We start from the raw sequence: 13,798 nt of genomic DNA, 5'->3' as shown, positions 1-13,798 counted from the left end.
ATGCCCTTTCCCTACGCCTGCGAGGTAAGCTGTCGGGTTCGGGCTGGGAAATGCCCGGCCGCATCCTGCGGCTTCACCCCAAGGGTGCTGTGCAGCGCCCGGGAAGTGGTTCCCCCGCTCCTGCCGTTGGTTTGACGGTCATCGGACGGGGCAGGACTCGGCGTGTTTCGCCCGATGCGCGCCCTCCTTGCGAAGGCACGGCAGAACCCTAGCCGCGAAGGGCAGCCGGCCGGCAAGGCGCGGTGAAAAAGCGCACAACCGAACGTCGACACTTGATTTCGACCTCGATTGCCGGTAGCGTGTGCATGCGCGCGCGTATATTTAAGCAGTCGCAGCAGGCGGGTCGTCTCCGTGGCATCTTTACCACCTTTTGACGCAGATTTTTGCACGCTTTGTGGACAATCGGATCGACCGGGTAGCATCGAGATTTCGAGTTCTGTTGGCAGACCGTGCCACAGGCCGTGACATTGACCATCCATGCGAAGCTGTGGCTGCGCAGAGTCAGACTCCTTGGATGACCATCCGCGCGACCAAGCCGGCGATCACGATTCTGGCGTCCGGGAATCCGCCTCTTTTCTCGGACGTTGAAACCCCGAACAAAAATGACGAAACGATGGAGCCTGCCGCAGTACATGGCCGTGATAAGCGGCAGGATTCGTACCGTCGGAAGGCGGCACCCCGGCGGTGTCGAGAAACAATGATGTTTCCCGATGTCAGTGACCATATGAAATAGAATCATTGCCGATGGTACCCGAGTCCGCCCCAACCCCCTTCCGTAGATAGAAACCATCGTCACCACAACGGTTTCTATCTACGTATTCTGGTCGGGGATGTGGGTAGGAGCACCGAACAGCCAGGCCAGGATGACGGCCGCCAGCGTCTCCGCGGTGAGCAGGGCGACGAGGACGACCAGCTGGAACCGTGCCGCGTCCGTGGGGCTTGCCCCGCCGAGCAGGGCGCCGACGAACGCGCCGGGCAAGGTGACCAGCCCGACCGTGCGGGTCTGGTCGACGGCGGGCAGCAGGGCCTCCCGGACGGCGGTACGGGTGAGGTCCGCGACCGCCTGGCGCGGTGTGGCGCCGAGGGCGAGCCAGGCCTCGACCTCGGCGCGGCGGCGCACCATCGCGTCGAACAGCCGCCGGCCGGTGAGGGTGCAGGCCGTCATGGCCCCGCCGATCACGATCCCGCCGGCTGCGACCAGATAGCGTGCGGATCGGTCGAGCAGCGGGACGGCGAAGATGATCCCGAGTGTGACCGCCGCGCCGACCGTGCAGGCGGTGAGGACCACACGCCCGGCGTGGGGGAAGCCGGTGAGGCGGCCTGTCGCGGTCAGGGTCGCGACGGTGAGCATCACGGCGAGGACCGCAATCGTTGTTGCTGGAGCGGCCAGCACCCCGCGCAATGCCAGGCCGACCAGGGCGAGTTGGGCGACCGCGCGGGCCGCGGCGGTGACCATCGCCCGGCGAAGCGGCACCCGGGCGACGGTGAGGCAGATGACTGCAACGGCCAGCAGACCACCTAGGCCCGCGGTCATCCGTACGACATCGCCCACAGGCTTACTGTGCGGCCCCGCGCCGCACAGGGTTCGGCTGGCGGGCCGACGTGAGACAGCGGGGGTCCTTGAAGCCAAAGCCGGGACCCGGCGAATTGGCTACGTAACTGAGGCGGAACCGACACCATCCAGAGCTACATGGCGGGTGGTGACTGGAGTTGACCCGAGTGCCGGACTGACTCGACGAGGTCCCCCTATCGCGCCACCGTGGAGACTGCGCCCGGTTCCACCCACCAAGGCGTCGCCGGCACCGGCCCCTTGGGCTCCGGAAGTCCACGCTGCTCGCCTGCCTGGCCGGTCTCGACAAGCCGTCGGGTGGTGCCCGTACGGGTCGGCGGAGTTCGTGTCAGCCATCGGCCCGAAGTCGAGCGGGTACGACTGCGGGCCCAGCGCATCGGCGGTCCTGCTCCGGTCCGGGAACCTCGTCCAACCTCAGCGTCTGCAACAACGTCCGCCTTACCCACGCCGTGACGGCCGTGGACGGTGGTGACGAGGACATCACAGCTCTACTCGACCACGCCGGGCTCGGGCAACCGTGCCCGCACCCTGCCGCAGGAGCTGGCCGGTGGTGAACTCGCCCGCGTGGGGCTGGCCGTCGCGCCCGCCAACGACCCCGAGGCGCTGCTCGCTGACGAGTCGACCGACGAACTCGACGGCTACACCGAGTAGCACATGCTGGGGCTGCTGCGAGAACGGGCGGACGCTGGGCACGGCGCGCTGATTGTTACATACAGCGTCGAGAGCGTCCAAACCACCGACTCATGTTATCACTCTAAGTGGCAGAAAGATCGACGTGTGGTGAGTGGGAGTTCCGCGCAGGGAGGCGCCGGGACGTGCTCGTCGACTGCCTGGACTGACCCAGCCCCGGGGGAGTACGCCGGCTCCATCTCGTCCCGGTCCGGGTCGGGCGGGAGGGTGCTGGTGGGCGAGGACCGGGCAACGCACCTGGAACCGCAGGAAGCGGGCCTCGGACCTCGAGGGGCCCGGGGGAGCCTCGGCGCGGACGAGATGGTTATCTCGTGCCGGGGCTCCCGCGCGTGCCGTCAGGATTCTCGGACAGCGATGCCCTTCAGTACCAGCTGGAGGAACCGGGTATCGTGTCCAACCAAAAATCGTTAGCGGGGCATGGCGTCGTTTCCAGCGTTTCTTGGTCGCTCCACGCCGACGGGGCCGGCTTGGAGGGTCTTCAGTCAGGTACCGGCGTTCGGGCCGAGGCCGGCGAGAAGTTCAGTCAGGGCTGTTCGTTCGTGGTTCACGTCCGGGTTCGTCGAACGAAGCGCGCGTAGCGCCGTATCGATCTTGTCATCGATTGCGGTCCAGGCGGACTTGTCCTTTGGCTTCAGGCGCGCTTCGGCGTCGTCCCACGCGGTTTCGATGTCGCCGATACGGGAGGTGGCGGAGGACTGCTGGCCGGCGTTCAGGCGATCCAGCGTGTCCTGTGTGATGGTCCGGAACTTCGAGAGGTCGCCGAGAGGAGAGGTCTGTGTTGTCTGGCCGGCGCCGGAGGCCAGGCCCGGGGTGCCGCTCTCCAGCGCGGACTTGCGCAGGAAGTATCCCGTCCCCGCGGTGACGAGAATGAGGGCCACCACGACGACCGTCTGCACCAGGCCGCCCTGTTCCGTCGGTCCTGTTGGCCCTGTCGTTGTGCCGGTGTTGTAGGTCGAGGCGGTCGGGATGACGTCTACTTTCGTCGCCGAGAAATAGACGACGATGCCGATGATCCCGGCCGTGAAGATCACGCTTGTCAGTGTGGCGCCCAGGCCCAGCCCGCCCGCGTCCGGTGACTGGGAGAGGTAGTCACCGATCGACGCGCCGAGCGGCCGGGTCAGAATGTAAATGAGCCAGAAGGCGAGAACGGGGTTGAGCCCGAATCGCCACCCGATGGCGAGAGCGGCGATCAACGCAGCCATGATGACGCCCGTCATCAGGTAGCCGATCCCGAGCACCTCGGCCATGAGATCGCCGGTTGCTGTACCGAGGGCGAAGGTGACGAGAATGGTCAGCCAGTAAAATGCCTCGCGCCGCCGGGTGAAGATCGAGTGGATGGAGAGTGTCTTCTCGGTCAGGTACCACGCGAGGAAGGTGAGCGCGAGAAGGACACCGAAGATCAGGGTGCTCGTTTCCAGTGGCACGCCGAGGTTGTCCGTGAGGTTATCGGTCACCAGCGTTCCGAAGACGCTCACGAGTGCCACCGTGAGCCAGTACTTGGCCGGTACATAGCGGCTCGCGGTGAACTGAAGGATCAGAGCACCGACGAGGAGGACACCGGTGACAACGGACGTCCCGGTCAGACCGATGTTCAGGTCGACGTTCAGGAAGTCGGCGGCCGATTCACCGACCGTCGTACAGAGGACCTTGATGATCCAGAAGAAGATGGTGACTTCTGGGACCTTGCTGAGGGGCCGACGAACCGGCGCGAGAGTGTCGTCTGCGGTGACGAGGCTGCGTTGTGAGGTCATGGGGCTCTTTCTCGGTTCGTCTGTCGCGGTGGGCGGACCGGCGACGGGGGGAGCCTGGGAGGACGGATCGGCCGTGGGGCGTCGCCTGTCGTCCAACCGCGCGGTGCTTCCTCCCCTGTCGTCGGCCCGGTGGCCAAGGCGCTGTGGTGTCGATATCCTGCACGTCGCTTCATGTAAGGAAGGTGTGAGGGCGTGCGGGCGTCAACCGCGTTTGCCGCACGCGGCGCGGACGCTGGCCGACGCGTTTCCAGCGTCAGGACGCAGAGCGCGGTCACGAGGTGGATCCGCCACCCCGCACCGCTGTGGAGGTGCCGTCCGGCGTGCGCGGATCCACATTTTCTCCACCGTCGCTCACATCATGCTCACATGATTCCGCGGCTAACGTGGCAGACGTTATCCGGCACGCGCGCCGCCCGCGCCGGGTAAACGGACCGCCGGTACCAGTCCGGCCGGTCCCGTTGGCTCCGAAAGGTCGTTCTGGTTTGCCCGGTTCCCTTGCCGTCAACGTTTTCGATCCGGCCTCCCTCACCTCCTCCTTCGGGCTGGTCGGTCTGATCCTCATCGTCTTCGCCGAGACCGGCCTGCTGGTCGGGTTCTTCCTGCCGGGCGACTCGTTGCTGTTTTTCGCCGGCGCCTACAGCGCGACTACGGCCACCGCTGACCACCCACGCTTCCATATCGGCCAGGTGCTCCCGGGGGTCATCGCCGCCGCTCTGCTCGGCGCCCAGACGGGTTACCTCATCGGCCGGCGGGCCGGGGTAAACCTGTTCGACCGGCCGGACTCCCGCCTGTTCAAGCGTGACAACGTGGAGCGGGCCAACGCGTTTCTCGACCGCTACGGGTACGAGAAGCCCATCATCCTGGCCTGTTTCGTCCCGGTTGTACGGACCTTCATGAACCCAGCGGCCGGGGTCGTCGGCGTTCCCGCCCGCACCTTCACCGTCTACAACATCGTTGGGGGTCTCGTCTGGGCGCTCGGCGTGACGCTGCTAGTGTCCTGAGTCGTTGATTCGTGTGCAGATAGAATGGGCTGGTGCCTGGCCCGAGCGCGGATCCCATCGAGTTGTCGTCTGCTGAGCGTGCGGTGCTGGAGGGCTGGGCCCGACGGCGGAAGACCGCGCAGGCGCTGGCGTTGCGCTCGCGGATCGTGCTGGCCTGCGCGGACGGTGGGACGAACTCGGGGGTCGCGGCCGAGCTCGGGATCACCCGGGGAACGGTCGCGAAATGGCGGGAGCGGTTCGCGGTCGACCGGCTGGAGGGCCTGTCAGACGAGGCACGTCCGGGAGCGCCTCGGAAGGTCACCGACGCCCAGGTCGAGGCGGTGATCGCGAGGACGTTGGAGGAGAAGCCACCGAACGGCGATACCCATTGGACATCGCGGTCGATGGCGAGGGCCAGTGGGCTGTCGCAGTCGACGGTGTCACGGATGTGGCGGGCGTTCGGGTTGAAGCCGCATCTGGTCGAGACGTGGAAGCTGTCCACCGACCCGCTGTTCGTGGACAAGGTCCGTGACGTGGTCGGGGTCTACCTCGACCCGCCGGAGAAGGCGATCGTGCTCTGCGTCGACGAAAAGTCGCAGGTGCAAGCTTTGGATCGCACGGCACCGGTGCTGCCCCTGATGCCGGGTACCCCGCAGCGGATGACCCACGACTACGTCCGCCATGGCACGACCAGCCTGTTCGCCGCGCTCGACCCGACGTCCGGGTCGGTGATCGCGCAGACCTTCCGGCGGCACCGTCACCAGGAGTTCCTGCGCTTCCTCAAGCTGATCGACTCCTCGGTCCCGAAGGGCTACGACCTGCACCTGGTCCTGGACAACTACGCCACCCACAAGACCCCGGCGGTGAAGAACTGGCTGCTGCGCCACCCCCGCTTCCACCTGCACTTCACCCCGACCTCGGCGTCGTGGATGAACCTGGTCGAGCGCTGGTTCGCGGAGCTGACCACCCGCAAGCTGCGCCGATCGACGCACCGCTCGGTCGTCGAACTCGAAGCCGACATCCGCCGATGGATCAACGCCTGGAACAAGGACCCGAAGCCGTTCGTCTGGGCCAAGACCGCCGACGAGATCCTCGAGACCCTCGCCGCCTACTGCCAGCGAATCAACGACTCAGGACACTAGTAGCGCTGGCACTTCTGTAACTCACAGTCAACTTTTGATCGCTTGGGGGCGTGTCGAGCGCTGGGTGGCCGGCATCCTCCGAAGCCTTGGTGAGTTGTATCGCTATGACTTTCGGGTTGCCGTTGCAGGCATGCCCGGTGAACGTCCCCACCCGCCGGCCGGCCGGGAACGGCCACGCCACGGGGCCGCATGCCGGTCGCCGCCGATATGGCGGGGGGAATCGGTTGAATGATCGAGTTCCGATGGTCAGCCGAGCTGGCCGTGGCACGTTGCTCGGAGACGTTTCCTGTCGCGGCCTCATCGCCCTTTGCTGTCCGTAACCGACAAGATCGGTCAGTGGACTAGGCGGGCCACCTTCCGGGCCAGTCCTCGAGTAGTTCCGCAAAGTGCTTGCCGCCCGTGGCCCCGATAGAGGAAGCTGCCGATGTGCGGCCACGCGCTTACCGACAGCAAACAAAGCGCATGTCGCCGAACCGCGCGACATGCCGGGGGGTTCACGGGTATGAAACTGCCGACCGCGCGATCATCCGAACAGATGAAGGGCAGAGATCATCCATATGCGTTCCTGGAGATCTGATCGGGCCGCTGGCCCGGCCGCGTCTCCAATGCCGATACCGCGGCCGTAGGGATGCCACGAGAATCCCCGCCACTGTCTTTCCCGCGTTCCGCGGGAGTCCTCCGGAAAAGATGACGCGGCGCTGTCGGAGCAGCGCCGGCGCCGCCGAGGGCCAGAAATTCTCGGGAAAATACCGGAACAGCCCTGACGAATCCGGCCGGCCGTCCCGCGCCCCCGCGGGGACACCAACCGGACAGCGCATCGGTAAGGGCGCGGCGTACCGCCGCGCCCGGTTGCCCCGATCCCTGGAAGAACCACAAGAGAGTCCCTGGAAGAACCACAGAGAGGTGGAGCCCGCATGACCGAGCCCGTATCGACCGACCCCGGCGTGACCGGTGAGGACCCCCGGCTGAGCCTGAGCACGGCGGCCGCGCGCAACCTCGCGACGACCACCAAGTCCGTCCCGCAGATGCAGGAGATCACCTCCCGGTGGCTGCTGCGCGTGCTGCCCTGGGTCCAGACGGCCGGCGGTGTCTACCGGGTCAACCGGCGGTTGACCTACATACTCGGTGACGGGCTCGTCACGTTCACCTCCACCGGATCCGAGGTGCGGGTGGTGCCCGGCGAGCTCGCCGAACTGCCCGCCCTACGGGGCTTCGACGGCGACGCGCTCGCCGGTCTCGCCGACCGCTTCGCCCAGCGGGAGTACGCGCCGGGCGACGTCCTGGTGGAGACCGGCGCGCCGGCCGACGCGGTGTTCCTCGTCGCCCACGGCAAGATCGGGAAATTCGGCCCGGGCGAGTATGGTGACGAGCGCTCCCTCGGGGTGCTCGCCGACGGCGAGTACTTCGGGGACGATGTCCTCGTCGAGTCGGACCTGACCTGGGAGTACACCGCCCGCGCCCTGACCGCCGCCACCGTGCTCGTGCTCACCCGCGAGCAGCTCGCCGAGGTCGTCGAGCGGGACACCGCGCTGCGCGGGCACCTGGCGGACTACCGCTCCCGCCCGCAGCCGCCGCGCAACCGGCAGGGCGAGGCGGAGATCGCGATCGCGGCCGGGCACAGCGGCGAGCCGGACCGGCCGGGCACGTTCGTCGACTACGAACTGGCCCCGCGTGAGTACGAGCTCAGCGTCGCCCAGACGGTGCTGCGCATCCACAGCCGGGTGGCCGACCTGTACAACGAGCCGATCAACCAACTGGAGCAGCAGCTGCGGCTCACCGTCGAGGCGCTGCGCGAACGCCAGGAGTACGAACTGGTCAACAATTCCGACTTCGGCCTGCTGCACAACGCCGACCTGCGCCAGCGCATTCACACCCGGTCCGGCCCGCCGACCCCGGACGACTTCGACGAGCTGCTCAGCCGGCGGCGCAGCACACATTTCCTGCTCGCCCACCCCCGGACGATCGCGGCCTTCGGCCGGGAATGCACCGCGCGGGGCATCTACCCGGCGACCGTCCTGTTCCACGACCAGCACGTGCCGGCCTGGCGCGGCGTCCCCCTCCTGCCGCTGAACAAGATTCCGATCAGCGCCACGGGAACGACCTCCGTCATCGCGTTGCGGACCGGGGAGGAGAACCAGGGTGTGATCGGCCTGCACCACACCGGCCTCGCCGACGAATACGAGCCGGGGCTGTCCGTCCGGTTCATGGGCATCAACGAGAAGGCAATTATCTCGTACCTGGTGACGACCTACTTCTCCGCCGCCGTCCTCGTTCCGGACGCGCTCGGAATCCTGGAGAGCGTCGAGATCGGGCGCTGAGCCCACCCACCGGCGCGTCGCCGCGGTCAGTGCGCCGCGGCGGCGCGCCGATATCGGTGACGCCCTCCGGGCGCGACCGCCCGCACCAGCGGCAGAGAAGGGTTTCCCGGAGAATCATGCAGCCTTTCACCCTCCCCGAATTCTACGTGCCCTATCCGGCGCGCCTGAGCCCCCATCTGGACATCGCCCGGGAGCACAGCAGGGCGTGGGCCCGGACCATGGAGATGATCGACCCGCCCGAGGGCGGGACCACGATCTGGACCGAGCGGGACCTCGACGCCCACGACTACGCCCTGCTGTGCGCCTACACGCATCCCGACGCCACCGCCGAGCGGCTGAACCTCGTCACCGACTGGTATGTGTGGGTCTTCTACTTCGACGACCACTTCCTGGAGCTCTACAAGCGGACGCACGACATGGCGGGCGCGCGGGCCTATCTCGACCGGCTGCCCGCCTTCATGCCGGTCGACGGCGAGATCACCGAAGAACCGACGAACCCGGTCGAGCGTGGGCTCGCGGACCTGTGGACGCGAACCGTGCCCGCCAGGTCCGCCGACTGGCGGGCACGGTTCGCGGTGAGCACCCGCAACCTGCTCGACGAGTCGCTCTGGGAACTCGCCAACATCAACGCCGGTCGGCTGGCCAACCCGATCGAGTACGTCGAGATGCGCCGCAAGGTCGGCGGTGCGCCCTGGTCGGCGAACCTCGTCGAGCACGCCGCGGACGCCGAGGTCCCGGCCGCCGTCGCAGCCACCCGCCCGCTGCGGGTGCTGCGCGACACCTTCGCCGACGCGGTCCACCTGCGCAACGACCTGTTCTCCTACGAGCGGGAGGTCACCGAGGAGGGCGAGCTCAGCAACGGGGTGCTGGTCGTCGAACGCTTCCTCGACATCGGCACGCAGCAGGCCGCCGACGCCGTCAACGACCTGCTCACCTCCCGACTGCACCAGTTCGAGCACACGGCGGTCGTGGAGCTGCCGGCCGTCCTGGACGAGTACGGCATCGACCCGGCGGGACGGCTCGCGACGTTGGCGTATGCCAAGGGCCTGCAGGACTGGCAGTCCGGCGGCCACGAGTGGCATCTGCGCTCCAGCCGGTACATGAACCGCGAGGCGACCCCGACGCCGTCCCGGCCGGTCTCGGGCTGCCTGTCGGGGTGGGCGGGTTGCCCGGTCTGCCCGGCGCGCCGAGCCTCGGCACCTCGGTGGTGCGGGTCGTGCCGTCCCTGCTCGCCACCGCGCCGCGGCGGCTTCGGTCCTATGCCAACGTGCCGTTCCGGGTGGTCGGGCCGACCCGGCTGCCCGAGTTTTACCTGCCGTACACCACCGGGCGCAGCCCGCACCTGGACGCCTCGCGACGCTCGATCGTCCGCTGGGCGGGTGCAATGGGCATGCTGGACCCGGTCCCGGGCATCTGGGACGAGCACAAGCTGGTCGCGTTCGACTTCGCCCTGTGCTCGGCCGGCATCCACCCGGACGCCTCCGCGGCGGAACTCGACCTCACCACCAGCTGGCTGACCTGGGGCACCTATGGCGACGACTACTATCCGGTGGTCTTCGGCCGGAGTGGGAACCTGGCCGGGGCGCGGCTGAGCAACGAACGGCTGCGCGCCTTCATGCCCCTCGACGGCCCGGCCATCGAGGTACCGGCGAACGCCCTTGAGCGCGGCCTCGCCGACCTGTGGGAACGCACCGCCGGGCCGATGGAGCCCGCCGCGCGGGCCGCCTTCCGCCACGCCGTCGAAGTGATGATCGACAGTTGGCTGTGGGAGCTGGCGAACCAGGCGGTCAACCGCATCCCCGATCCCGTCGACTACCTGGAGATGCGCCGCGCGACGTTCGGCTCCGACCTGACGATGAGCCTGTGCCGGCTCGCCCGCGCGCACACCGTGCCGGCCGAGATCTTCCGCACCCGGCCGATACGGTCGTTGGAGAACGCCGCGGCCGACTATGCCTGCCTGCTCAACGACGTCTTCTCCTACCAGAAGGAGATCCAGTTCGAGGGCGAGATCCACAACTGCGTGCTGGTGGTCGAGAACTTCCTCGGCTGCGGCCGCGACCGTGCGGTCGAGGTGGTGAACGATCTCATGACCGCCCGGATGCGCCAGTTCGAGCACATCGTGGCCGAGGAACTGCCGGTGCTGTTCGACCAGCTTCAGCTCGACGGCGACGTCCGCGGCGCGCTGCTCGGCTACGTCCGGGAACTGCAGAACTGGCTGGCCGGCATCCTGCGCTGGCACGAAGGAACCCACCGCTACGAGGAGACCGAGCTGCGCTACCACCCGGCCGTGGACCGGCGGCCCTTCGGTGCTCCGAGCGGGCTGGGTACCTCGACAGCGGACGTCCGCCGGCTGGTCGCCCGATAGAGCATCCCACCCCCCGGGCCGGCGGAGGCCCAGGTGAGAGCGGTGATCCGGGCACACCGCCCGCATGGCTGGAGGCGACCGGACGGGGTATCCGCGCCGTCCGGTCGGATCCCCGAACCCCCGAAGATTTCGCCCGGGTTCGCCCACAGCCGGAACAAAACCACTGGATCAACGCATATTGCGTACGACTGGAGCGGACAGCGCGGGACTTCCTTCCGTTGTTTCCGGCCGAATCCTGCCCGCGGCTGATCGTCTCACGGGCAGAGCGTCTCGGGGCCTGCGAAATCAGAACGAGAAGGGACCGAACCTCAGTACGGACACGAATCCGACGGCGAGACAGTAGAACGCGAACGGGGTGAGCGTCCGGGTTTCGAACCAACGGCTGAGGAACCGCACCGACAGATAGGCCGCGACGCCCGCGACCGCCGCCCCGAACAGGCTCTGCCCCCGTACCCCGTTGCCAAGCGGGCCGAACAGATCCGGCAGCTTGAGCAGGCCCGCGGCCAAGATCACCGGGGTGGCCAGCAGGAACGCGAACCGGGCCGCGTCCTCGTAGGACAGGCCGCGGACCAGACCGGCCACCATGCTCACGCCCGATCGGCTGATCCCCGGTGCGAGTGCGGCGACCTGGGCGAAGCCGATGACAAGAGCGCCCCTCGCGGGGAGTGCGGCCAGTCTCTGGTCGGCAGCCAGGTCCGCGGCGGCACCGACGGACAGCGGAGCCGGGCCAGCCGATCCCGGGGCGGTGCCTTCAGGAGCGCCCGTGGCGGGCGTCGGAGCCGGTCTCCCGGCGGTGAACCTGCCGGTGATCGGCGCCGTCGTCACCGGAGCGGGCGCCGCCGCGTAGACGGGTGCTGGGGCGGGGCAGGTGCCCGCGCCAGCGTGGCCATACCCAGCGTGGCCATACAAGGAAGGCCTCGGCCTCGAGCATGGCCAGCGCGATCCGGGGCAGGTCCGCGGACGCGGGATAGCAGACGTACCGGGACAGCCAGGTCGGCTGGAACTTGGCGTTGAACCGGTACAGGCTGTCGATCTGGAACCAGCGGGACAGGAACATCAGCAGACCGCGCCACGAGCGCAGCACCGGCCCCGCGCCGAGCCGTTCGCCACGTTCGAGCGCGGACCGGAAGACCGCGAAGTTCAGTGACAGCCGCTTGACACCGAGATCCCGGGCCCGGCGGACAGCGCTGACGATCAGGAACTCGTTGAGCCCGTTGTCGGCCGTCCGGTCGCGCATCATCGCGTCCAGCGACAGGCCTGTGCGCCCCCAGGGCACGAAGTGCAGCACGGCGCGCAGCCGGGGCTCCGCGCCGTGCGGCTCCGCGGAGAAGGCCATCACCACGACGCAGTCGCCGTCTGCCGCATCGCCGATCCGGCCGAGAGCCATCGAGAACCCCCGCTCGGTCTCGGTACCTCGCCAGACCGCGACCTGGGCCCTGAGCCGCGCGACGTCCCGCGGCTCAAGATCGCTGATCCGCTGGACGATCGCTGTGTAGCCGGCGCGCTCCACCCGGGCGACAGCCTGGCGGACGTTGCGCATGGTCCGGCCTTCCAGGGTAAAGCCGGTCGTCTCCAGCACGGCTTCGTCCCCGAACTCCAGCACCGACAGGCCCGCGCGGGTCCAGGCGATGCCCCCTGCCTCCGAGCAGCCGATGACCGCTGGCGTCCAGGCGTGGTCGGCCGCCTCGCGGAGGAACTCCCTGATGGCGCCGGGCCACGCTTCCCGGTCACCGAGCGGATCGCCGCTGGCAAGCATCACACCGGAGACGACACGGTAGGCCACACAGGCCTTCCCCGTCGGTGACCAGACAACCGACTTGTCCGATCGCAGCACGAAGTACCCCAGTGAGTCGGCATCACCGTGTCGGGCCAGCAGGGCACGCACCCGGGCCTCGTCCTCGTCGGTCAGCCTCGGCCGCGGCTCGGGGGGTCGCAGCGCGAGATAGGCGGTGGTCCCAATGGTCAGCACACCCATCGTCAGCAGCGTCCGAAAGGCCAGGTCGGCGAAATGGTGGGAGGTGAACTCCAGCGGCCCCGGGATACCGGCCAACCCCAGGACGACCTGTTCCAGCTGGGCGGACAGCGGTTGCGGGCCGGCAATCCGATTCTCGCGCAGGTGCAGCAGCAGGAAGCCGACCCCAATCGACACCACCGTGAGCAACAGGCCGATCCCGAGTGCCCGCCAGCGTGTCGTCGGGTCGCCTTTTGCTCGGAACTCCTGGTGAGCCAGGAGCAGGGCGACGAACAGCGCGGCCGACCCGGCTGCCTCCTCGTAGTCCAGTCCTTTGACTATGTGCAGGACCACGCTTGTCCCAAGGAGAACCACCGTGGCCCGCCACGCCCGCCTCTTGCGTCGCCGCAGTCCGGCCGCGAGCAGCACCAGCAGCATCCCCACCACGACGGTGAACGCGGAGGCCTGCCGGGAGACCGCCATGGGCAGCAGCGCCTGTAGGTCCTCCAGCCGCGAATGCCACTCCGGAGTCAGCGAGGACCCGATGTCCATCAGGCCGATGGCGAGCGTCAGCAGCGCGGCGATCCGCGGCACCCACGGCCGCCTCCAGGCCCACAGCCCGAACCGACGCGGCCCGGAGCCGGATGCGGCGCGTCGCGGGGCGTTCGAGGGACCCGTCCTCGTATCCGCGTTCGCTGTCTTCAGAGGCGCTGCCGGGTCTCTCGATCGCGGCGGGTTGCCTGGCTTCTGCCGCGCCGGGCGGCTTGGACGTGGGCGGATCCGTAACGGCTTACCAGTAAGGTCGGAGCGCGACCGCGGACGTGGCCATCCGCGGCGATTGCCGGAGATCCGATCAGCTGTCTCGGCAGGAGACTCCCGTCGCTTCGGCGGGTCTGGCGAAGTGTTGGTGCCGCTGAAGATGCTCACGATCCTTGTTACCCCTTTTCGGGTGAGCCCCGGAATCCGTCAACACTGTCGTATCGGGACAGCGAATTCGCACAGGCCGGCCTGTCCTGCCGACAAAATGGGCG

Annotated in this window: 8 protein-coding genes, 1 pseudogene and 1 riboswitch; of the genes and pseudogenes, 5 read left to right on the top strand and 4 right to left on the bottom strand. The window is 68.2% G+C overall.

Translation table 11 applies throughout. From position 1 onward, the window contains the following. A riboswitch (cyclic di-AMP (ydaO/yuaA leader) is annotated at positions 1-173 on the bottom strand. 638 nt (positions 174-811) lie between these two features. Beyond that, a complete protein-coding gene (locus tag FSYMDG_RS17265; RefSeq protein ID WP_013874674.1) occupies positions 812-1,534 on the bottom strand; it encodes an ABC transporter permease in 723 nt (240 codons plus the stop codon). A 504-nt stretch (positions 1,535-2,038) separates the two neighbouring features. Between FSYMDG_RS17265 and FSYMDG_RS23415 the strand changes: the two genes are divergently transcribed. Continuing rightward, positions 2,039-2,221, top strand: coding sequence for a hypothetical protein (locus FSYMDG_RS23415; protein ID WP_131772768.1), 183 nt, complete (start codon positions 2,039-2,041; stop codon positions 2,219-2,221). A 521-nt stretch (positions 2,222-2,742) separates the two neighbouring features. Here the strand turns inward: FSYMDG_RS23415 and FSYMDG_RS17255 are convergent. Next, positions 2,743-4,011 carry a COG4705 family protein gene (locus FSYMDG_RS17255; RefSeq protein ID WP_013874673.1) on the bottom strand — a complete coding sequence of 423 codons (1,269 nt, stop codon included), beginning with the start codon at positions 4,009-4,011 and terminating at the stop codon, positions 2,743-2,745. 482 nt (positions 4,012-4,493) lie between these two features. On the opposite strand from FSYMDG_RS17255, the gene FSYMDG_RS17250 reads away from it, so the two are divergent. The 4 genes and pseudogenes from FSYMDG_RS17250 to FSYMDG_RS29775 all read left to right on the top strand — a co-directional run bounded on the left by FSYMDG_RS17250 (position 4,494) and on the right by FSYMDG_RS29775 (position 10,816). Beyond that, positions 4,494-5,012: a DedA family protein gene (locus FSYMDG_RS17250; protein ID WP_083828333.1), complete on the top strand. Its 519-nt coding sequence runs from the start codon at positions 4,494-4,496 to the stop codon at positions 5,010-5,012. A 32-nt stretch (positions 5,013-5,044) separates the two neighbouring features. Beyond that, positions 5,045-6,133 (top strand): IS630 family transposase, encoded by a 1,089-nt coding sequence (locus tag FSYMDG_RS17245; protein WP_013871712.1) that lies wholly within the window; start codon positions 5,045-5,047, stop codon positions 6,131-6,133. A 914-nt stretch (positions 6,134-7,047) separates the two neighbouring features. Beyond that, on the top strand, positions 7,048-8,451 hold the full coding sequence (locus FSYMDG_RS17240) for a family 2B encapsulin nanocompartment shell protein (RefSeq protein WP_013874672.1): 1,404 nt from the start codon (positions 7,048-7,050) through the stop codon (positions 8,449-8,451). A gap of 116 nt (positions 8,452-8,567) precedes the next feature. Then, positions 8,568-10,816 (top strand): annotated as a pseudogene (locus tag FSYMDG_RS29775) (family 2 encapsulin nanocompartment cargo protein terpene cyclase). A 285-nt stretch (positions 10,817-11,101) separates the two neighbouring features. Here the strand turns inward: FSYMDG_RS29775 and FSYMDG_RS28725 are convergent. Then, on the bottom strand, positions 11,102-11,641 hold the full coding sequence (locus FSYMDG_RS28725) for an undecaprenyl-diphosphate phosphatase (protein WP_050803574.1): 540 nt from the start codon (positions 11,639-11,641) through the stop codon (positions 11,102-11,104). Continuing rightward, positions 11,568-13,361 carry a phosphatidylglycerol lysyltransferase domain-containing protein gene (locus FSYMDG_RS17225; protein WP_013874671.1) on the bottom strand — a complete coding sequence of 598 codons (1,794 nt, stop codon included), beginning with the start codon at positions 13,359-13,361 and terminating at the stop codon, positions 11,568-11,570. Before FSYMDG_RS17225 ends, FSYMDG_RS28725 begins: the two co-directional genes overlap by 74 nt. Between the last annotated feature and the right edge of the window lie 437 nt (positions 13,362-13,798).

The organism is Candidatus Protofrankia datiscae (assembly GCF_000177615.2).
Classification (GTDB): domain Bacteria; phylum Actinomycetota; class Actinomycetes; order Frankiales; family Frankiaceae; genus Protofrankia; species Protofrankia coriariae.
This window is presented reverse-complemented; position numbering and strand designations above follow the sequence as displayed.